At 58.8% G+C, this 19959-nt stretch carries 17 protein-coding genes, 1 tRNA gene and 1 pseudogene; 2 read left to right on the plus strand and 17 right to left on the minus strand.

Annotated elements, in window-relative coordinates; genetic code table 11:
* The 3 genes from rbfA to nusA form a co-directional block, all read right to left on the minus strand.
* Positions 1-477 (minus strand): 30S ribosome-binding factor RbfA, encoded by a 477-nt coding sequence (gene rbfA / locus BLIJ_RS11350; RefSeq protein ID WP_012578456.1) that lies wholly within the window; start codon positions 475-477, stop codon positions 1-3.
* A 150-nt stretch (positions 478-627) separates the two neighbouring features.
* Positions 628-3588: a translation initiation factor IF-2 gene (gene infB / locus BLIJ_RS11355; protein ID WP_012578457.1), complete on the minus strand. Its 2961-nt coding sequence runs from the start codon at positions 3586-3588 to the stop codon at positions 628-630.
* A gap of 269 nt (positions 3589-3857) precedes the next feature.
* Positions 3858-4925, minus strand: a complete 1068-nt coding sequence (gene nusA, locus BLIJ_RS11360; protein ID WP_012578458.1) for a transcription termination factor NusA — start codon at positions 4923-4925, stop codon at positions 3858-3860.
* A 207-nt stretch (positions 4926-5132) separates the two neighbouring features.
* Between nusA and BLIJ_RS11365 the strand changes: the two genes are divergently transcribed.
* A complete protein-coding gene (locus tag BLIJ_RS11365; RefSeq protein ID WP_041982123.1) occupies positions 5133-5861 on the plus strand; it encodes a hypothetical protein in 729 nt (242 codons plus the stop codon).
* A 610-nt stretch (positions 5862-6471) separates the two neighbouring features.
* Here BLIJ_RS11365 and BLIJ_RS11370 read toward each other — a convergent pair.
* From BLIJ_RS11370 to BLIJ_RS11410, 9 genes and pseudogenes are all read right to left on the minus strand, one after another.
* Positions 6472-6705: pseudogene (locus BLIJ_RS11370) on the minus strand (substrate-binding domain-containing protein); the annotation flags it as partial.
* Between the two features lie 75 nt (positions 6706-6780).
* A complete protein-coding gene (locus BLIJ_RS11375; protein ID WP_012578460.1) occupies positions 6781-8163 on the minus strand; it encodes an ABC transporter substrate-binding protein in 1383 nt (460 codons plus the stop codon).
* Between the two features lie 113 nt (positions 8164-8276).
* Positions 8277-9254, minus strand: a complete 978-nt coding sequence (locus BLIJ_RS11380) for a carbohydrate ABC transporter permease (RefSeq protein WP_012576773.1) — start codon at positions 9252-9254, stop codon at positions 8277-8279.
* Positions 9254-10165, minus strand: coding sequence for a carbohydrate ABC transporter permease (locus BLIJ_RS11385; protein WP_012576772.1), 912 nt, complete (start codon positions 10163-10165; stop codon positions 9254-9256). The genes BLIJ_RS11380 and BLIJ_RS11385 overlap by 1 nt, the downstream gene beginning before the upstream one ends.
* 416 nt (positions 10166-10581) lie before the next feature.
* Positions 10582-10725, minus strand: a complete 144-nt coding sequence (locus BLIJ_RS11390) for an integrase (RefSeq protein ID WP_179960134.1) — start codon at positions 10723-10725, stop codon at positions 10582-10584.
* An 85-nt stretch (positions 10726-10810) separates the two neighbouring features.
* Positions 10811-10895, minus strand: a tRNA-Ser gene (locus BLIJ_RS11395).
* A 145-nt stretch (positions 10896-11040) separates the two neighbouring features.
* Positions 11041-12351, minus strand: a complete 1311-nt coding sequence (locus tag BLIJ_RS11400; RefSeq protein WP_012578461.1) for an ATP-binding protein — start codon at positions 12349-12351, stop codon at positions 11041-11043.
* A 368-nt stretch (positions 12352-12719) separates the two neighbouring features.
* The gene (locus BLIJ_RS11405) at positions 12720-13520 is read right to left on the minus strand and encodes a transglutaminase family protein (protein ID WP_012578462.1); all 801 of its coding nucleotides are present in this window, start codon (positions 13518-13520) and stop codon (positions 12720-12722) included.
* Between the two features lie 204 nt (positions 13521-13724).
* Positions 13725-15905, minus strand: coding sequence for a circularly permuted type 2 ATP-grasp protein (locus BLIJ_RS11410; RefSeq protein ID WP_012578463.1), 2181 nt, complete (start codon positions 15903-15905; stop codon positions 13725-13727).
* Positions 15906-16125: 220 nt separating this feature from the next.
* Here BLIJ_RS11410 and truA point away from each other — a divergent pair, with 220 nt between their 5' ends.
* Entirely contained in the window at positions 16126-17037 is a 912-nt protein-coding gene (gene truA, locus BLIJ_RS11415; protein WP_014485158.1) for a tRNA pseudouridine(38-40) synthase TruA, read from the plus strand.
* A gap of 79 nt (positions 17038-17116) precedes the next feature.
* On the opposite strand, the gene rplQ is transcribed toward truA, so the two are convergent.
* The 5 genes from rplQ to rpmJ all read right to left on the minus strand — a co-directional run bounded on the left by rplQ (position 17117) and on the right by rpmJ (position 19938).
* Positions 17117-17638, minus strand: coding sequence for a 50S ribosomal protein L17 (gene rplQ / locus BLIJ_RS11420; protein ID WP_012578465.1), 522 nt, complete (start codon positions 17636-17638; stop codon positions 17117-17119).
* A 99-nt stretch (positions 17639-17737) separates the two neighbouring features.
* Positions 17738-18733 (minus strand): DNA-directed RNA polymerase subunit alpha, encoded by a 996-nt coding sequence (locus tag BLIJ_RS11425; RefSeq protein WP_007053048.1) that lies wholly within the window; start codon positions 18731-18733, stop codon positions 17738-17740.
* Between the two features lie 80 nt (positions 18734-18813).
* Complete coding sequence (gene rpsK, locus BLIJ_RS11430; RefSeq protein WP_003829907.1) at positions 18814-19212, minus strand: 30S ribosomal protein S11; 399 nt, start codon at positions 19210-19212, stop codon at positions 18814-18816.
* A gap of 86 nt (positions 19213-19298) precedes the next feature.
* Entirely contained in the window at positions 19299-19676 is a 378-nt protein-coding gene (rpsM, locus tag BLIJ_RS11435; RefSeq protein WP_012578466.1) for a 30S ribosomal protein S13, read from the minus strand.
* Positions 19677-19824: 148 nt separating this feature from the next.
* Positions 19825-19938: a 50S ribosomal protein L36 gene (rpmJ, locus tag BLIJ_RS11440; protein ID WP_003808136.1), complete on the minus strand. Its 114-nt coding sequence runs from the start codon at positions 19936-19938 to the stop codon at positions 19825-19827.
* Positions 19939-19959 lie beyond the last annotated feature (21 nt).

Genomic DNA, 19959 nt, shown 5'->3' on the forward strand with positions numbered 1-19959 from the left:
CTACTCCTCGTCGGACTCGAACTCATCGCCCTCGGCTTCGGCCTCGTCGTCGTGCTTGTACGGATCGGCGTCGCCGGCGTACTGGGCGGTGGCGCGAACACGGGCGAGTTCTTCGTCACGCTTCTTGGCCACGGCGAGAATGTCTTCGATCTCGTGAGCCTCGCCGGGCACTTCATCGAACACGAATTGGAGCTGCGGAGTCAGGCGCAGGCCAGCCTTGTGGCCCACCAGAGAACGCAGGTGGCCCTTGGCCTGATCGAGGGCCTGCTGGGCGCGCTTGCGTTCGCCTTCCTCATGGCCTTCGTGGCCGAGCTGGGTCCAGTAGACCTTGGCGATCTGCAAATCGTTGGTCACACGAACTTCGGTGACGGTGATGCTGGCGAGTCGCTTGTCATGCAGTTCGCGCTCAATGGAGGAGGCGACGACACGCTGAATCAAGGCCGCAATACGTGCGGCGCGCGGGTTGGTTCCTGCCATAGGAATTTCCTTTTTCTAGACTTGAGCCCCCTCTGACGAGGGGCTGCCGAACGCAGTGAGGCTGGGGGAGAGAAAATCATGGAACTACCATGTCTCTCCCCAGCCAGCCTGCGGCTGACAGCCCCCTCGTCAGAGAGGGCTTAACAATGACTACTTGCGCTCGACTTCCTGCATCTCGAAGGTCTCGATGATGTCGCCGAGTTCAATGTCGTTGAAGGTGCCGAGGTTGATACCAGCCTCGTAGCCTTCCTTGACGGACTGAACGTCGTCCTTGAAGCGACGCAGAGAGGAGATCTCGAGGTCGTTGACCGTGGCCACGCCGTTGCGCAGGATACGGCACTTCGTACCACGCTTGACCTCGCCGTCCTGCACCATAACGCCGGCGATGTTGCCGAACTTGGAGGAGCGGAAGATCTCGCGGATCTCGGAGTGAGAGGTGACGACCTCTTCGTATTCCGGCTTGAGCATGCCCTTGAGGGATGCCTCGATGTCTTCGATCGCACGGTAGATGACCGAGTAGTACTTGATCTCCACGCCCTCGCGCTCGGCGAGGTCCGCGACCTGACGGTTCGGACGCACGTTGAAACCGATGATAACGGCCTTGTCGACCGTGGCCAAGTTGACGTCATTCTGGGTGATCGCACCGACACCGCGGTGGATGACCTGGATGCCGACCTCGTCGGACACCTCGATCTTCATCAAGGAATCCTCGAGCGCCTCGACCGAACCGGACGAATCGCCCTTGATGACAATATTGAGCATGTCGATCTCGGACTCGGCGAACTTCTTCTTGAAGTCCTCGAGGGAGACGACCTTGCGACGCTTGGCCAGCTGGGCGGCACGCTCGGTGGCCTGACGCTTCTCGGCAATCTGGCGGGCGGCGCGATCGTCGGAGGCGACCAGGAAGAGGTCACCGGCGGTGGGCACGGAGGTCAAGCCCAGCACCTGAACAGGTGTGGACGGACCGGCTGCCTCCATCGGCTGACCGTTCTCGTCGAGCATGGCACGCACGCGGCCGTACGAAGTGCCGGCCACGATGGCATCGCCCACGTGGAGCGTACCCTGCTGAACCAGCACAGTGGCCACGGCACCACGACCCTTGTCGAGTCGGGCTTCGACGGTGGCACCACGGGCGTCCATGTCGGGGTTGGCGCGGAGGTCCAGCTCAGCGTCAGCCGTGAGCAGCACGGCTTCGAGCAGCTTGTCGACGTGCAGGTTCTGCTTGGCGGAGATGTCGACGAACATGGTGTCGCCACCATACTCTTCAGGGACCAGGCCAAACTCGGTGAGCTGGCCGCGGACCTTCTCCGGGTTGGCACCGGGCACATCGATCTTGTTGACGGCCACGACGATCGGCACCTTGGCGGCCTGAGCGTGGTTGATGGCCTCAACGGTCTGGGGCATCACACCATCGTCGGCGGCGACCACGAGGATCGCGACATCGGTGAGCTCGGCACCACGGGCACGCATGGCGGTGAACGCCTCGTGGCCAGGGGTATCGAGGAAGGTGATCTTGCGCGGTTCGCCTTCAAGGTTCACGGTGACCTGGTAGGCACCAATGCGCTGGGTAATGCCGCCGGCCTCACGTGCGATGACGTTGGTCTTGCGGATGGTATCCAGCAGTCGGGTCTTACCGTGGTCGACGTGGCCCATGACGGTGACGACCGGCGGGCGAGGCTTGAGATCCTCGTCATCCTGCAGTTCTTCCTCGTCAAGGTTGATGTCGAACTGCTGGAGCAGTTCCTTGTCTTCCTCTTCTGCGGAGACGAGCTGGATGTTCCAGCCGATCTCTCCGCCCAGAATCTGGAAGGTCTCCTCATCCAAGGACTGGGTGGCGGTAGCCATCTGACCCAGGTGGAAGAGCACGGTGACCAGCGCGGCCTGGTTGACGTTGATTTTCTCCGCCAGATCGGCCAGGGACGCGCCCTGACGCAGACGGATGGTCTGGCCGTTGCCGTTGGGGATGCGAACGCCGCCGATGGTCGGTGCTTTCAGCTCCTCATACTCATGACGCTTTGCCAGTCGGTTCTTACGGGCCTTTGAGGACTTGCCGCCCTGACGGCCGAATGCGCCTGCGGCACCGCCGCGACCACCACGACCGCCGCCACGTGCGGGACCGTTGCTCGGTGCGCCGCCGCCCTGGAAATTATTGCCGCCGCCTTGGCCCCCACGGAAGCCGCCGCGTGCGCCGCCCTGACCGGCACCCTGGGAGCCGCCGCCCTGACCCGGACGGTTGTGGCCCCACTGGCCGGGACGTGGACCGCCCTGACCACCTTGGCCCGGACGACCGCCACGGAAGCCGCGGCCCTGCCCCTGGCCTTGGCCGGGACGGCCCGGACGACCGCCACGACCGCTATCAGCAGTCGGACGAGCCATCGGATGCGGACGCGGAATATCACCCGGCGTCGGGGTGTGCATACCCTGCTTGCGGGAGAACGGGTTGTTGCCCGGGCGCGGGCCCTGAGCGTGCGGGCGCGGAATCGCGTTTGAAGCGGCATTGCCGCCATTGGCACCGGCGCCGCCCTGAGCGTGCGGGCGCGGAGCCGAAGCATTGTCGCGGTTGTTCTGATGCTGCCCCGGCTGGCCATTGTTCGGACGGCCCTGGTTGTTACGACGATCGTTGTTACGGCGATCGTTCGGGCGACTCTGACGACCGTTCTCGCGGCCTTCGCGATTATCGCGACCATTCTCACGGTTGTCGTGCTGACCGTGGCGGCCGGGGGTCGGCATGCCGGGGCGTGCGCCGCCCTGCGGACGCGGTGTCGGTGCGCCCGGAGTCGGAGCCTGCTGATGTGCCGAGGCGGGCGATGCCTGACGTGCGGGAGCGGCCGGAGTCGGTGCGGAAGATGAAGTGGAAGCCGGGGCCGAAGGTGCGGCCGGGCGGCGCTGCTGCACGGGCTTGGCAGCCGGCTTTTGTGCGGAAGATGCGGGCTTGGAATCACCCTTGGCGTTGTCCTTGGCGAACTCTGCCTTCAGACGCCGGGCTACCGGCGGTTCAATCGTAGAAGAAGCGGACTTGACGAATTCTCCCATGTCCTTAAGCTTCTCAAGCACGGTTTTGCTATCGACATTCAAAACCTTAGCCAGTTCGTATACGCGTGGTTTCGCCACTAATTACTCCTATTCTGTGACCACGCGCGTGCATGGGCGTGGTCAGTTGGTGATGACGGCAAGCCTACCCTGTCTCATCGTGCGACCATGATCGTGTTACCTCGTCTCTGGTGTGGGCGATTTCGCGCACACTGCACCAGCCCACATACGCCAATCAAGCATACTCATAGCGCTGGATAGCGCAGACGCAGCGAGCCGCGCCATTGCTGACGCGGCTCGTATCAGGAAATAATGCGCCCTGAAGATCATTCGCCTTCGAGCCCGGCGGCCTATTCGGCTTCCGGAGCAGCAGCCTCGGCCGCAGCCTGGGCGGCCTTTTCAGCGGCGACCTTCTTGGCATGGGCCTCGGCGGATTCGATGCCGATCTTCCAGCCGGTCAGCTTGGCTGCCAGTCGTGCGTTCTGGCCTTCCTTGCCGATGGCCAGGGATAGCTGGTCGTCGTGGATGAAGGCGATGGCGGTCTTGTTCTTCTCGCTGATCACCTGTACGCCGGTGGCCACAGCCGGGGACAGCGCGGCTGCCACGAACTTGGCCGGATCGTCGGAGTAGTCGACGATGTCGATCTTCTCCGGGCCAAGGTTCTCCATAACGGCACGCACGCGAGCGCCGCCGGGGCCGATCAGCGCACCCTTCGGGTTCACGCCATCGGTGTTGGCCTTGACCGCGATCTTGGTGCGGGCGCCGGCCTCACGAGCGATGGCCATGATGGACACGGCACCGGAGACCAGTTCCGGCACTTCACGCTCGAACAGCTTGCGGACCAGCTCCGGGTGGGAGCGGGACACCACGATCTCCGGGCCCTTGATGCCACGGGCCACGTTCACCACGTACACGCGGATGCGTTCGCCGTGGCGGTAACGTTCGCCGGGCACCTGCTCACGGCGAGGCAGAATGGCTTCGACATCGCCCATCGCGACATGCACGTTGGAGGGGTCGGAAGCATCCTGCTGGATGATGCCGGTGATGAGCTTGCCCTTCTGACCGGAGAACGCACCGAATACCTTCTCATCTTCGGCGCGGCGGAACAGCTGGGTGATGACTTGGCGTGCAGTGGCGGCGGCGAGACGGCCGAAGTCACGCGGGGTGTCATCGTATTCCTCGCCCAGCTTGGGAGCGGGGTGAGGGTTGTCTTCGGTGGGTTCGACCGGGATTTCGTCGGCGGCCCACACGGTGAAGTTGCCGGAACGTTCGTCAAGCTCCACGCGCGCGTGCTTGGCGGCGTGCGGGGTCTTGAGGTAGGCGAGGCGCAGGGCCTCTGCCAGCGCATCATCCAGGGTTCCGGGGTCGATTCCTTGCTCGGCGGCGAGCTTGTGTATTCCTGTCAGGTCCAGTTCCATCGATCCGTACCTCCTATGAAGTTATGCGGCGCATGGCCTATGAGTGGTCACAGTTAGCTATTAGTGTAGGTTTCCATGCAGACACGCTTCTCTTCAGGACGGTTTACCCGGCGCTTGGCATCCGCACTATGCGCGAGCGCGATGCTGTGTTCGCTTTCGGCGTGTTCGATGCCGCGACTGGCCGGACGGGCCGAGGCGGAAGCTCAGATGAGCCCTTGCGAGAAAGCGATGACGTTGGCGGACTACGCCACCCATCCGGCTGAAGGCACGCCGTTATTGGAGCAGTATGCCACCGGTCTGGCCGCTCCCCTGGCTTGGATTGACGTTGCCGGGTATTGTTCGGGTCGTTTTGCCGAGGGAACGTTACGTGACGCGCAGACCAAGCAATGGCTGACTTTTCTGGCCGATAAATTCGGGCAGGCCGCGCCTGAGGTGACGCCGGCGCGTCTTGATGGCGTCACGTCCGCCAACGTTGACCGATCGGTATTGGATGCGATGGCCGTGGCCGAGGATCGCGCCGGATTCGCTATCGAGGTCTTGACCGCACGAGGACAGACCGCTGGGGCTACGTTGGCGTTGAGCGATATGCATAAGACCGCCGGGCAGCAGCTGGTGTCGCTGGCCAATGGCAATTTTGATGATTCCGGCGCACAATCCAGTTCTTCCGGCCAAAGCGACCCCCGCCAAAAGGTCTATGCCATCGACCAGCTACTGGCCAACCCCACCACCATCGCCGACAAGGCAAGTGGCCAAACCGTACCGACCGCCGCCGCCATCGAAATGGACTGCGCCCGCGCGCAGATCAAGGCCGTGACCGAATCGAAATCTTCCACCGAGAGCGATACGCTGCTCATCCTCGCCGCACTGGCCGCCAAGCACGCCTACACCGCGTTCCAACTTGGCTACCCAGCGACTGACGCCGCATTGTTCGAGTAGACACACACTGCGGCATATGCCTTTTTCCCGCAGTGGCGTATAAGACGACCAGTACAAGACAATAATCTGTAGTTTTCACTCATCTGTAGCCGTCGAATATGTCGTCGTACGATTATCGCAATACGCACTCCCACATTCCCCCCCCGTATTATGTGTTTGCCTCTCACATTTTTCGGGAAAAAATGTGAGAGATGGTCGATGAAAGCCACACGTCCGACAGCCACCGGTGACGAGTAGTCATGCATCTTCGTCTTGTGGGACGGCAGAGAAGTTTGACCATTTTCTGCGTGCCGTCCCACAAAAACGTGGGATAGCAGAAGCATCAATCGTTTGCCGTCTGCGGCATCCCGCACCGTCGGCCTTCAAAACCGCAGAATAACGCCAATTCCCATTACCAACCATGGTCGTCCAGGGGAGACGCTGTGGGACGGCAGACAAAAAACGCCGAAATCCACGTGGCGTCCCCCACACCTCGTAAAACTCTCACCCTGAAAAGTACTACAGGCGCAATATGCAAAGCTACAACCCTATACCATCCGCAACTAAATCGAGGTACGTGTGTGCCGTAGCATGCTGCGGCACACACCGTCCACAAAGCCAATGCGGATTGTCAGTGAGCAAGTCGAGTTGAGGCACGTTCCACCAATGTGAAATCGGTGGTGTACGTACGGGCCGGGCCTGAGTACCCTTCGATGCGGTCGATAAGCATGTCAACGGCATGCTTGGCATAATCGTCGATATGTGGATCAATGGTGGTCAGCGCCGGCACCGAGTACTTGGCTTCCGGCACGTTATCGAAGCCGACAACTTGTACATCGTCAGGTACACGCAAACCACGTCGTTGGTTCCGGGGTTTAATCTCAAAAAGGGAGGACGGCCGTTTTGGCCGTCCTCCCTAGCAATGGCGGGCAACCGGATGTCAGTCGGCGTCGGTGGTGACCTTGAAGCCGTTGTCTTCCGCGTATGCCTTGAGCTTCTGCTGCGCCTTGGCCATGGCGCCTACCAGATCGCCGTTCTCATTCATCTCCGGCACGATGACATCGTTGAACACGACCTCCACCTGGGACATGAACGGGAGATACTCCCAATCGGTGTTGACCTTGTCCATTGAATCGAAGTAGACGGCGTTGACATCATCATTGGCGTAGTAACCGTCGGTCTCCTTCTTATTGCGCTGGTTCTCATCGTCCTGATAGACGGAGGCCGCCATGAAGAAGTTGCCGTTGTTGGTATCCTGCCATGACTGGATGGCATCCTTGTCGGAATCAAGCCAGTTGATGAACGCGAGAGCCGCCGCCTGCTTCTCCTTCGGGCAAGCCGCGGAGACGCTCATCATGGAGCCGACGGAAGAGGACTGGTAAGGCTGTCCTTTCCAGGACGGTGGGGCAGCAACCACCATCTTGCCTTTGAGGCTCGGGTTCTGTTCCTTGTAGGTGTTGCCCATCCAGTTTTCATTGATGAACGTGGCGTAACGACCGTCATTAATCGAACGGTTGAACTCGTCAGTGAAGACGGTACCGCCTTCAAGGACGCCATCCTTCAGGCACTTCTGCAGGAATTCCGTGAATTCCTTTGCTTTTCCGCTGTTCATAGTCAGTTCGACGTCGTCCACGGAATTAACCTTCCACAGACGCGCTCCAACGGAACGGTAGAGGTTAGTGAAGAAGGAGATGTCGGATCCCAGGATTCCCATATATTTGTTGGAATCTTCTTTGTGGAGCTTAATGCCCTCGTTGTAGATGTCTTCCCAGCTTTCTGGCACCTGCAGGTTATGTTCGTCCAGAATATCCTTTCGCACATAGTTGGCCAATGGTGTGGCGTCCTGCGGCGCACCGTAGAGGCCGCCGGCGTAATGCACCTGAGCCCATGCAGTCTTGGTGTATAGCTTGCTCCATGCCTTTTCGATGCTATCGTTGGCAAAATTCAGCAATGCACCCGAAACCGCGAACTGCTGGAATTTATTAGCGCTCATCTGCACGACGTCGGGAATATCCTTCTGGGCTTGAACGACGTTCTGGAACTTGGTGAAATGATCCTCCGCGGCACCGGTGTTGACAAAGTTGATTTTGATGTGCGGGTACTTCTTCTCGAATGCCTTGACAGTGGGCTCCATCTGCTTGGCGGAATAGGCCCAGACGGTCAGTTCGACGTTCTTCGAGGTGTCGGTCAGAGCGTTTTCGACGTCCTGCGCGGTCACATCGCTCTTGGCCTGGTTCCCATTAGTGCTGGAACCACATGCCGAGATACCGGCCGTCATTGCCAGCGCCGCGATAGCGGCCACAAGCCTGATACTCTTCTTCATGATTACTCCTTTGTGTGTCATGAATTACTATTTTGTTGTTTTCCCAAAGGGCGGATGCCGCACGGTCGCCAAGGCAACGAATGGGTGATCGTAGGGACCGTGCGGCCGAAGGTTCACTGCTTGACAGAGCCGGCCGCGAGGCCAGACTGCCAGTACTTTTGCAGGAACATGAATGCGATGATCAACGGAACAACTGCGATAAGCGAGCCCGTGATGATGAGGTTGTTCGGAACCTGACCGTCTGAAGTTCCCTGGGCACCCATCTTCAGCCACATGTTCAGACCGACCGTCAACGGGTAGTCGTTGGTATTCGTAAGCATGATCAGCGGCAGGAAGTAGTTGTTCCAAACACCGACCAGCGTGAACAGCAGTACGGTGACGAAACCTGGAGACAGCAGCGGGAAACCGACCTTCCAGAAGATGGTCCAAGTGTTTGCACCGTCCAGTTTCGCGGCTTCGATCAGCGAGACCGGAATCGAGGTCTGCGCATAGATGATCATCAGATACAGGCCGAACGGCGTGGCAAGCTGCGGAATAATCACGGCCCACGGAGTGCCGACCAGCCCGATCTTCGAATACATGAGGAACAGCGGCACGGTGATCACCGTAGAAGGAATTGACATGAATGCCAGAGTGACGGCCAGCAGGGCGTTACGTCCAGGGAATCGCATGGTGGCGATGGCATACCCAGCGAAAGTGGCAATGATGGTTGCACCAACACCTGCTACCACTGCGTACATGATCGTATTGAACAGCCAACGAGTGTAGACACCATGCTGATAAGCAAACGTATCCTGCACGTTCTGCCAGAACACATTCTTGTCATCGAACCACAGGCCGAAAGAGCTGAAGATGCCCTCACTGGTCTTTGTGGAAGAGAAGACGACCCACAGCAGCGGCACGAGGCAGTAGATGACCATCACAGCCATAATGATGTGCAGCAGCCAGTTGAGCACACGCTGCTTGCCGGTCAGCTTCGGAGCCGGCTCACGCTGCTGCATGCGCTTGTAATGCTTGCTTGCCTTGAGCGCCAGTTTGGCGTCTCTGCGCTGCAGCGACTTGGAACGCGGTCTTGCGATTGCTTCACTCATCACTTGTTCTCCCACTTGTTGCCGATGATCTTAACGACGGCGACCAAGGCCATGACGATGATGCCGATGACCAGAGAGACGGCAGCGGCATAGTTGACGTTCTGGCCATTGAATGCGAGGTTGTAGGTGTAGATGTTCGGCGTATAGCTGCTGTTGATCACGTCCGGGGCGGAAGTACGCAAGATGTTCGGTTCGTTGAACAGCTGGAGCGTGCCGATCACAGAGAAGAGGACCGTCATCACGATGGTGCTCTTAATCTGGGGGATCTTCACGGACCAAGCGATGCGCAGCTCCGAAGCGCCGTCAATACGGGCAGATTCGTACAGGTCGTTCGGAATGCCGATCAGTGCAGAATAATAAATCAGCATGTTATAGCCAAGGAAGCACCAAGTGCAGATGTTCGCGATGGCGAACAACATGAGCTGCTTCGACAACATATTAGGAGCCGCTACGCCAAACATACCGGCGATTTGTCCAAAAAGACCATACTTATCGCCGTAAATGTATCCCCACATCAGCGCCGCGATGACGCCTGGGACGGCATAAGGCAGGAACAGCAGGATTCGCGGCACCGCGATATGGCGGATCCTCTGGGAGTCCAAGACGAGCGCCGCCACGAGGGACAGAATCAGATTCATCGGAATCTGGATCGCCGCGTAAATCAGCACGTTCCTAAAGCCGCCCCACAAAGCCTCATCCTTGAACGCTCGGATGAAGTTGTCGAAGCCCGCGAATGTGGTGCCACCGAGAAGGGACTGCTTGAAGAAGCTGAGATAAAGCGCGTAGAACATCGGGACGATCATGCCGAACAGGAAGACCACCACGTATGGAAGACAATACAATATGCCTATGTATTGGCGCTTCGGCTTGCGCATCACGGAAGTATCCGGTTGCGCCGTTGCATTTGTCATAGTTTTTCTCCTAACCCGTCTGAATGAGCCTGTCAACAACATCGTCGCCATTGCCGTTTCATCCATCGGTACGTCCTTCAATGTACAAGGCTTTAAAAAAAAAGCAAATAAAACTTCATCGCGCGTGGCGAAATTTTCGTTATCTTGTTTCCCGCCTGAGAAGGGCTTTATTGCAACGATATGCACAAATCGCACCCATCGAAGAAACAGCAGCCAATCCATGGCTGCAGCATCCGTCTCCGCTATATAGGCAGCAACACGCCGATAGAAAAGCTGTTCTAGAGTAGCGAAAATTTCTCTACTCTATATGTACCGTTTTTGCAGCGTCGCATACGAAAAGAGAAGAGTCGGGGGGGCGGTGACGTTTTGTTGGACTTCGTTGTCTGAATGGTCGTTCGCAACGACAGCACGCACGTTCAGGCGACAAGCCCGAGCTCGATGCGTTTGCCCATGATGCTCATCCCGTATTCGAGTTTGATGCGCTTGTCCCTGTACCAAACCATGTACTCGTCGAGCATTTTGGTGAACCCGTCGATGGTGACGCCTTTGAAGCTACGCATGTGGAAGAATTGTTCCTATAGCCCTTCAAAGGTGAGGTTTCGCAGAAACAAAAAGAGTCCCGGGACAAACCCGGAACCCTAAAGGCGGATAAGGCGAGATTCGAACTCGCGGAGGCTTTCACCTCACACGCTTTCGAGGCGTGCTCCTTAGACCGCTCGGACACTTATCCATGCTGCCAAAATGGCAACTTGTTCATTATGCCACATTCTGCCGACCTGGCAAATCGGAGTTTCGCTGAGCAAGTCTCAAGTGTATGCCGCTTGAGACATGTCAGATCACAATCCCGGAATTCGCCCGAAGCGCTGGCATTGCGTTTACGCGCCAAGCACTCCGACAGGAATTACATACACTCCATCATCGCGTTGATACGCGAACTCGCCGACCCCCACCAACACCGCCAAGAACTCCGGTTCACGGGTTCGCGCACTCGGATTTCTCAGCAGTTTCCCTTTCAGTCTGCATAGATTTGCCGCTGCCTCAGGGACTTTATCCTCACTGGGCTTAATCTCGATGCCGCCCCACCGTCCATCGGACAATTCAATAATGGCATCACACTCCAGACCGGAATCGTCATGATAATACCGAACCGGTTCTATCCCAATATCGAGGAGAGATCTCGCATACACCAACAGATCGCGGATGCATAGATTCTCAAACAGAAACCCAAAAGTCTGCCAATCGCCGATAAGAGCAGCAGGACTCATGCCCAACATTGCCGCCGCAATGGAAGGATCGGCAAAATACCGACGCGCCTTGGTCTGGAGTCGCTTTGGATCCCGTGCCGGCGGGACCCAGCCCTTTATCGGATCGATGACGAACATGTTCTCGAACATGGCCGTATACCCGGATACCGTTCTCTCCGAAATGAAATCGTCAAGATTTTCTTCAGTACCGTACATATCCTTACGCAAGGTTTTGAATGTCACAGCTTGACTGATATTGCGCGCAAGCGAATCCAGCAGACGACGAGCCACATCAGGATCCTTGCCTTGCTTGGGCACACTCTCAGTCAGCGTGAGTCGCATGTATTCCCGAATCAGAATCTGTGCGTCAGATACAGGCATAGCCACCGCCTCCGGCCATCCACCTCGGCATACGGCATCCAACAACATCTGTGTACTTATCTCTGATTTTGCAGCGGCGAACTTATGTTCAAACAGTCCACTGAGACTTACCGCACCTGTCGAGAGTCCGGACTCATATAAAGTCAGAGGATTCATACGGATACGTCCGATTCGTCCCGCACCACTATGGTTCGGCCGATTCTCATTGAGAGGAGTGGATGAACCGGTCAGAATCCACTGACCTTTATTCGCGGAATCATCGTCGACGTGATGACGGACTTCATCCCATATAGCTGGGGCGAGTTGCCACTCATCCACGACATGAGGTCTATCTCCCAACAGCATCAATGACGAATCCGCCTTAGCCGCAGCCAAATTGTTATTGCGATCCACATAGGTAATGCTGGCTGCATGGGCCCGCGCAGACCAAGTTTTCCCGCACCACTTGGTGCCGGTAATCTCCACCGCGCCAAAGATGCGCATATATCGTTCGATCTGTGCATCCACGATACGAGGGCGATAGGCCTTCGGCTTGATGTCGCCCGCCAGAGAATCGGCCATTCCGCGCACCTCCCGTTATTTCACGTCCGCCATCGCAATAATCCGAATTTCTCAACTACCAAAATCCGAATGTTGCAACGACGAAAACCCGAACTTTCTAACTACAATAATCCGAATCTCCCAACTACCAAAATCCGAATGTTGCAACGACGAAAACCCGAATATTGGTGGTGGTAGAAGCGGTGACGGGGCCACTCTGCATTGAGTGGTCTCTCCCTCAGTCTCGCTACGCTCGACAGCTCGAACGCAATTAAGGACAGCTTTCCAGCTGCCATTTTATTTGCTCACCGTCGTTCGCCTTCGCCTAAAAACGCCTCCGGCGTTTTCTTCACGGCTCAGCTCATCAGAGGGAGCTTGGATCTCGTCCTTTACGCCACCTGTTCGTGGACGGAGGCGTTGACCCATTGGGACTGCTGGACGTTGTAGCCGGAGAAGATGCCGATGTCGAGCATGCAGTCGCGGTAATCGCGGCCGTGGGCGATGGTGATGTAGCTGTCGTCCACCAACCGGTTATGCGTGGGATCCAGTCCGACCCATCGGCCATCCTGATACACCTCGACCCAAGCGTGGGTCGCGCCCTCTCCCCCAAGCAAGCCGGCAATGTAGCGCGCGGTCAATCCCACGTGCCGGCACACGGACAGCATCACATGGGCATAATCCTGGCATACGCCCTTGCGCTGGGCCAAGGCCTGTTCGGCGGTGGTGCGAATCGTGGTGGAACCGGGCGTGTACACAAACGCCTTGTAGACCTCATCCATCACTTCAGTGGCCTGCTGCACCGGAGTGGCGTCGGAAGGCAACGCAGCCAAGCGTTCGCGGCATACGGCAATCATCGCCTCCACGGTCGGGCCGGGAATGGTGAGCGCTGAATTGAATCGGTACAGCGGTTTATAGGCTTCCTTATGGATATGCGCATTGTCCACGAAGGCGATGCCGGTCACCGAATAGCTGAATATGTCGTGCGGCTCGGGGATGAATCCGGTCATCACCACGGAGCCAAAGGAGTCGATGGTGGTTTCGAGTTCAGTTTCGGGCTGAATCTTCACTTCCACGTCAATCACCTGTTGGCGAGGGCCAGTGGCGGGAATACAGCGAAGCTGGAACCTGTGATCGGTGACCGGTGCGCTGAAGGACAGCCTCATCTCATAGTCGAACACGAGTTTTTTCACAACGTCTCCTGCACTTATACACGAGCCGGCAACCGGCACATTCTCGGGATAACAACACTACAGCCATGGCTGAGGTATGGTCCGCGCGCTCACAGCCCACGCATATATTCCGGCAATCTGCTGATACGCATCGGCCGGCACTCGGGCGCACGGTTTTTTCGCCATACCACCATAGCATTTGAACCCGTCAGGGCGAACGTCGGGTTAGGGGCGCTTGGCATCCATGTTCATGGAGCTCAGTGAGCCCATGTCTTTGATGGCCAGGGCGCTGACACGGCCGGAATAATCGTCAAGGTACTTCTTCAGCAGGTCGGCGACTTCCTGATATCCGCGAGACGGCAGCTGACCGACCAGCCAGCTCAGCCCATCGGTGAAGCAACTGGGCAACGGCATGCCGTCGAGGATCATCGAGTAGGAGGCGAGCTTCCTAAGCGGGGCTTCCATCTCCTCCATCGTCAAACCGAAGCGCGCGTACAGGTCGATGCGCTCCAGATACTTGCCGATGAAGATGAACGCCTTCAGCGTGGGGTCGACCGGCGAGTTCTCGATGCCGCCCCAGAAGGCGAGCATGTCATCGGTAATATCGCGCTGCTTGTAGATGTCCTCGGCGTCGGCCGCATATTTGGCGGCATCGGTGATGTTGGTCATCGCCAACTCCACGTACTGCAACAGACGCGAGCTCAATTCCGGGCGCAGAATCATGGCGTTGTTGAATGCGGAGGTTACGGCCGACCGCACCGAATCAGGGTTGGACCCGTCGTACAAGAAGCTGTTCACAAACCCGTCGAAGTCCTCGAAATCTTCGGGCAGGTCGAGTGCGTGAGCGAACGGACGGAAGGCATCCACATCGGTGTCCATCACGCGATCGTAGAACGGGAAGAACTGGTTCAGCGTGGTGAAGGCGCGCTCGGTGTACCGACCCAGCCAATACAGGTTGTCTGCCTTGGATGCGGTAACCAGCGACAACGAGTGGCGGCGGGACTGGCTCAGCAGGTTCGCCACATACGTTTCGGCACCGTACTCGTGCTCGACGCCGGATTCGGGTGCCAGCACCCAGGTGTCCTTGAAGCCGCCGCCCTGGGAGGAGTTGACGATCATCTGTCCGGGCACGGACGAGTAGCGGGTCAGGCCCGAATACCACACGTGCGTATTCTTGCCGGTGACCACGAAGGCACGCAGATCGCATTTGCGCGGCGACATCTCACCGGTCTTCGGGTCCACCACATCGATATCGCGGAACTGAATCACCTCTTGGGCGATGAATCGACGAGGTTCCTCCTTGATCCGGTTGGCGAGCTCCTCACGTGCGGCGGCATCCAGCGACGAACCGAACACCACGCCGTAACCACCGGCTTCGGCCACATCCTTGATGACCAGCTCGCCCATACGATTCAGGACTTCCTTACGGTCGGCCTCGAACATCGGCATATACGTGGGCGCGTTGTTGAGAATCGGTTCCTCGCCGAGATAGTACTTGATCATCTGCGGCACGAAGTAGTAGATGGCCTTGTCATCGGCCGCGCCGTTGCCCGGCGCGTTGACGATGGCCACGTTGCCCGCGCGGTAGGCGGACAGGATACCGGGCACGCCGATCACCGAATCAGGATTGAAGGCAAACGGATCGAGGAATTCGTCGGACAGGCGGCGGTAGACCACGCCCACGCGGTGGCGTTTGCCGGCGTAGTCGAGGAAGTAGACCTTGTTGTCCACCACTTCGAGGTCTTCGGGGAAGGCCAGTGCGGCGCCGGTTTTCTCCGCCAGATAGGCGTGCTCGAAGAACGCGGAATTGTAGCGTCCGGGGGTCAGCACCACGGCGATGCCTTCGGTGGAGACGAAGTCCATGGCCTTGCGCAGCAGGCGCGGGTATTCGCGATTGTCGCGAATGTGCACGTCGCGGAACAGGCGTGGGGAGATGCGTCGCTCGATGTCGCGCACGAACAGCGGGTAGCTGGCGCCCGAGGGGATACGCAGGTTGTCTTCCAGTACCCACCAGCGGCCGTCCTCGCCTTGGACCAGGTCCTCGCCGGCGATGTGCGCGAAGATGCCGCCGGGAGGGGTCACGCCGTTGACCTGCGGGAAGTAGCCGGCCGAGGTGTATATGTATTCCTCCGGCACCACGCCGTCATGGATGATGGCCTTGTCGGAGTAGATGTCCTTCAGATAGGCGTTCAGGGCGTTGACGCGCTGCTTCAGGCCCTTCTCCAGCTCGTCGAACTCGTCGGATTCGATGATGCGCGGCACGGGATCGTACGGGAAGAGCCGGTCGTGGTATTCGCCGTTCTTGTAGATGCCGAAGCGTACGCCGTTGCGGGACAGTTCGCGGTTGATCGCCTCGCGACGGTTCACCAGTTCATGGGCCAGTCTGCGTGCTGCGGATTCGATCATCGTGCCTGCTCCTTGCTGTGGCGGCTTCTGTGGCCTCAAGCGGTTGGGCGTTCGAGCGTACGCTGACGCCGCAAGCCGTAACCGGGTTTGATGGTTACAACCTAAGGCGGCCCCGTTTCAGCAAACGCGCGAGAATGTTACAGGCAGGTCACTTCGCCGACCGCACTCGTCTCGCCGACCGCGCGCATCTCGCCGACCGCACTCGTTACAATGAATGGCTATGACACGACTGCGCATTGACTTGGCCTACGACGGCGGCGGATTCTATGGCTGGGCCAAACAGCCCAATCTGCGTACGGTGCAAGGCACCATTGAAGATGCGCTGCACAAGGTGCTGCGGGTGCCGGCCGATGACGCGGCCGAACCGTTACGCTTGACGGTGGCTGGGCGCACCGACACCGGTGTGCACGCCTCCCACCAAGTGGCGCATCTGGATGTATCCGATGAGGTACTGAATCGCTGCGTAGGTCACATGACCATTCCGGTCACCGAGGCGCTGACTCGCAGACTCAAGGCTGTGCTGCCTTCGGACATCGTCATTCATGGCATTGCCGTGGCACCGGCCGGTTTCGATGCCAGGTTCTCCGCATTGGAGCGCACTTATGTGTATCGGGTCGCCGATCGTTCGTCCGAGATCGACCCGCGCCTGCGTGGATGCGTGCTTACCGTGGATGAATCGCTGGATCTGGAGCTTATGAACCGCGCAGCCGCATTGACCATCGGCCTGCACGATTTTGGTTCCTTCGCCACTCCGAATCCGGGAGGCACTACGATCCGCGAAGTCAAGACCGCCTATTGGCGGCGGGTGCCGATCACTCCCCTGGTGCCGGATGCGATGGCATCGCATGAAGCATATCGGACTCCGTCGCTGGAGTCCGGCCTGGTAGTGTTCACGATTGTGGCGGATGCCTTTGCCCGTAATATGGTGCGGTCCCTGGTCGGCTCATGTATCAAAGTTGGTTCGGGACGCAAATCACTGGAGTGGTTTGCCGGTAAAATGGCCGACCCAGTGCGTGAAGGCTCAAGCGGGCCGATTGCGCCGCAGGGCCTGACTTTGGAGCATATCGCATATCCCGCCGATGATCAGCTGGCCGCAAGAGCCGAGGCCATTCGAGCCGTACGTACGTTGTAGATTCTATGAAACAATGCAAAAGGGCTGGAACCCAAACGGATTCCAGCCCTTTCAGCTAGCTTGGCGAAAGCTATTCAGCTCACTCGGCCTTCTCGGCGTCAGCGGGAGCCTCAGCCTCAACGGCGGCGGCCTCCTCGACCGGAGCCTCAGTAGCCTCTGTGGCCTCAGCCTCAACGGCCGGAGCCTCTTCTTCGGCAACCTTGGCGGCGGCTTCAGCTTCCTTCACAACAGCCTTCTTGGCAACCGGCTCGGTGACGAGCTCGATCACAGCGGCCGGAGCGGCATCGCCAACGCGCGGAGCGATCTTGACGATACGGGTGTAGCCACCTTCACGCTGCTCCATCTGCTCGGCAATCTGGGTGAACAGGATGTGCACCACGGACTTGTTGCGGATGACGCGCATCACGCGACGGCGGGAGTGCAGATCACCGCGCTTGGCGAAGGTGATCAGGCGCTCTGCCAGCGGACGAAGGCGCTTGGCCTTCGGCAGCGTGGTGGTGATGCGGCCGTTCTGGAACAGGCTGGTCGCCATGTTTGCCAGCATGAGGCGCTCGTGTGCGGGGCTGGAAGCCAGACGCGGGCCCTTCTTAGGTGTAGGCATTGGGTTTACTCCTTATATGTCCGTTCTTCAGACAAGCAGGTGGGCATATGCCCGAACATCCGCTTGCCTAGTGAACGAACGATTGGTCAAAGAGGCAGATCACTCGTCTTCCGGCGAGAAGAACGTGCCACCTTCGAGATTATTGGTATCGAAGGCCATCGGCGAGGACTTGAGGCTCAGGCCCAGGGTCTGCAGCTTCTCCTTGACCTCATCGATTGACTTCATACCGAAATTGCGGATGTCGAGCAGGTCCTGCTCGGTGTGGGAGACAAGCTCACCGATGGTGTGGATGCCCTCGCGCTTGAGGCAGTTGTAAGAACGCTGCGTCAGGTTGAGGTCCTCGATCGGAACGGCCATCTCGGGGTTGGTCTCCTCGGCCACCGGGGCCGGACCGACCTCGACGCCTTCAGCCTGGGCGTTGAGCTCACGGCACAGGCCGAAGAGCTCCACCAAGGTGGAACCGGCGGAAGCCACCGCGTCACGCGGGGAGATGGCGGGCTTGGTCTCCACGTCCAGAATGAGCTTGTCGAAGTCCGTGCGCTGTTCCACACGGGTGGCCTCGACCTTGTAGCTCACCTTGAGTACCGGGGAGTAGATGGAATCAACCGGAATACGGCCGATCTCATCGTTGTCCTGCTTGTTCATCTGGGCAGGAACATAGCCACGGCCACGCTCGACAGTGAACTCGATCTCGAGTTCGCCGTCGTCGGCGAGGGTAGCGATGTGCTGCTCCGGGTTGGCAATGGTGACGCCGGCCGGCGGGGTGATGTCCCCAGCCACGGCTTCGCCCTTGCCGCTCTTGCGCAGATACATGACCACAGGCTCGTCGTATTCGCTGGTGAGCACGATGCCCTTGATGTTCAGCAGGATCTCGGTGACGTCTTCCTGGACGCCCGGCAGAGTGGTGAACTCATGCAGGGCACCGGAAATACGCACGGAGGTCACGGCAGCACCCGGGATGGAGCTCAGCAGCGTGCGACGCAGCGAGTTGCCGAGCGTGTAGCCGAAGCCAGGCTCGAGCGGCTCGATGGTGAAGCGGGAGCGCTGCGGATTCAGAGATTCCTCGGTAAGAGTCGGACGCTGTGCAATAAGCACTGTGGTTATCCTTTCAGCTTGAACTCGGTGGTGCACTCACCGGTCAGGCGGTTTTGGATGGATTTGGTATTGCTGAGTGCTCAGACGCGACGACGCTTCGGAGGACGAACGCCGTTGTGGGCTTGCGGGGTGACGTCGGTGATGGAACCAACTTCGAGGCCCGCAGACTGCAGGGAACGGATGGCGGTTTCACGACCGGAACCCGGGCCCTTGACGAACACGTCGACCTTCTTGACGCCGTGTTCCATCGCCTTGCGGGCGGCGGACTCGGCAGCCATACCAGCGGCGTACGGCGTGGACTTACGGGAGCCCTTGAAGCCGACATCGCCACCGGACGCCCAGGACACCACGGCGCCGGACGGATCGGTGATCGAAATGATCGTGTTGTTGAAAGTGGACTTGATGTGAGCCTGGCCGACCGGGACCGACTTGCGGTCGCGACGACGGGGCTTACGAGCGGCTTGCTTAGGTGCTGCCATTGACCCTCGTTTCCTAGTAACGAACTTTGTTGTTGACGTTCGGGCGATGGGGTGAAATCATCCCGTGGCCCGAATCATGCCACCGACTACTTGGTGGCCTTCTTCTTTCCGGCGACCGTGCGCTTCGGGCCCTTGCGGGTACGAGCATTGGTCTTGGTGCGCTGACCGCGCACAGGAAGTCCCTTACGGTGACGCTGGCCTTGGTAGCAGTTGATCTGAATCTTGCGACGAATATCTGCATCGATTTCACGACGCAGGTCACCCTCGATCTTGTAGTTGGCTTCGAGGTAGTCACGCAGCGTAATCAGCTGCTCGTCGGTGAGATCCTTGACGCGGATGTCCGGGCTAATACCGGTCGCGGCAAGCGTTTCCTTGGCACGAGTGCGACCCACACCGAAAATGTAGGTGAGGGCGATCTCGATGCGCTTCTCATTGGGGATGTCGACTCCGGCAAGACGTGCCATTGCGATTCCTTCTTGTTGCCGTAGGTCTTGCACCCGCTCGCCCGGTTACCCGGCACGGGCCTACGTACCCGTGGTTCAGTGTCGTTCCCTTGCGGGAAGCACTGTGAGAGAGTGCCTTATTTACTTAGTGCCGCTGGAGAATCTGCTCTCAGCCCTGACGCTGCTTGTGGCGCGGGTTGACGCAGATCACCATGACGCGGCCGTGACGGCGGATCACGCGGCAGTTTTCGCAGATCCTCTTCACGCTAGGGCTGACCTTCATGGTTATCCTTTTCTTGTGTAC

The organism is Bifidobacterium longum subsp. infantis ATCC 15697 = JCM 1222 = DSM 20088 (genome assembly GCF_000269965.1).
Classification (GTDB): domain Bacteria; phylum Actinomycetota; class Actinomycetes; order Actinomycetales; family Bifidobacteriaceae; genus Bifidobacterium; species Bifidobacterium infantis.

Bases quoted from the DNA above. Each gene is read 5' to 3' on its own strand.
- BLIJ_RS11375 (WP_012578460.1), bottom strand. From the start codon at position 8,163: ATGAAGAAGAGTATCAGGCTTGTGGCCGCTATCGCGGCGCTGGCAATG.
- rbfA (WP_012578456.1), bottom strand. From the start codon at position 477: ATGGCAGGAACCAACCCGCGCGCCGCACGTATTGCGGCCTTGATTCAG.
- BLIJ_RS11400 (WP_012578461.1), bottom strand. From the start codon at position 12,351: ATGGCCGATTCTCTGGCGGGCGACATCAAGCCGAAGGCCTATCGCCCT.
- BLIJ_RS11410 (WP_012578463.1), bottom strand. From the start codon at position 15,905: ATGATCGAATCCGCAGCACGCAGACTGGCCCATGAACTGGTGAACCGT.
- BLIJ_RS11380 (WP_012576773.1), bottom strand. From the start codon at position 9,254: ATGAGTGAAGCAATCGCAAGACCGCGTTCCAAGTCGCTGCAGCGCAGA.
- rpsM (WP_012578466.1), bottom strand. From the start codon at position 19,676: ATGGCACGTCTTGCCGGAGTCGACATCCCCAATGAGAAGCGCATCGAG.
- BLIJ_RS11385 (WP_012576772.1), bottom strand. From the start codon at position 10,165: ATGACAAATGCAACGGCGCAACCGGATACTTCCGTGATGCGCAAGCCG.
- nusA (WP_012578458.1), bottom strand. From the start codon at position 4,925: ATGGAACTGGACCTGACAGGAATACACAAGCTCGCCGCCGAGCAAGGA.
- truA (WP_014485158.1), top strand. From the start codon at position 16,126: ATGACACGACTGCGCATTGACTTGGCCTACGACGGCGGCGGATTCTAT.
- rplQ (WP_012578465.1), bottom strand. From the start codon at position 17,638: ATGCCTACACCTAAGAAGGGCCCGCGTCTGGCTTCCAGCCCCGCACAC.
- rpmJ (WP_003808136.1), bottom strand. From the start codon at position 19,938: ATGAAGGTCAGCCCTAGCGTGAAGAGGATCTGCGAAAACTGCCGCGTG.
- BLIJ_RS11365 (WP_041982123.1), top strand. From the start codon at position 5,133: ATGAGCCCTTGCGAGAAAGCGATGACGTTGGCGGACTACGCCACCCAT.
- BLIJ_RS11390 (WP_179960134.1), bottom strand. From the start codon at position 10,725: ATGCGTAGCTTCAAAGGCGTCACCATCGACGGGTTCACCAAAATGCTC.
- rpsK (WP_003829907.1), bottom strand. From the start codon at position 19,212: ATGGCAGCACCTAAGCAAGCCGCTCGTAAGCCCCGTCGTCGCGACCGC.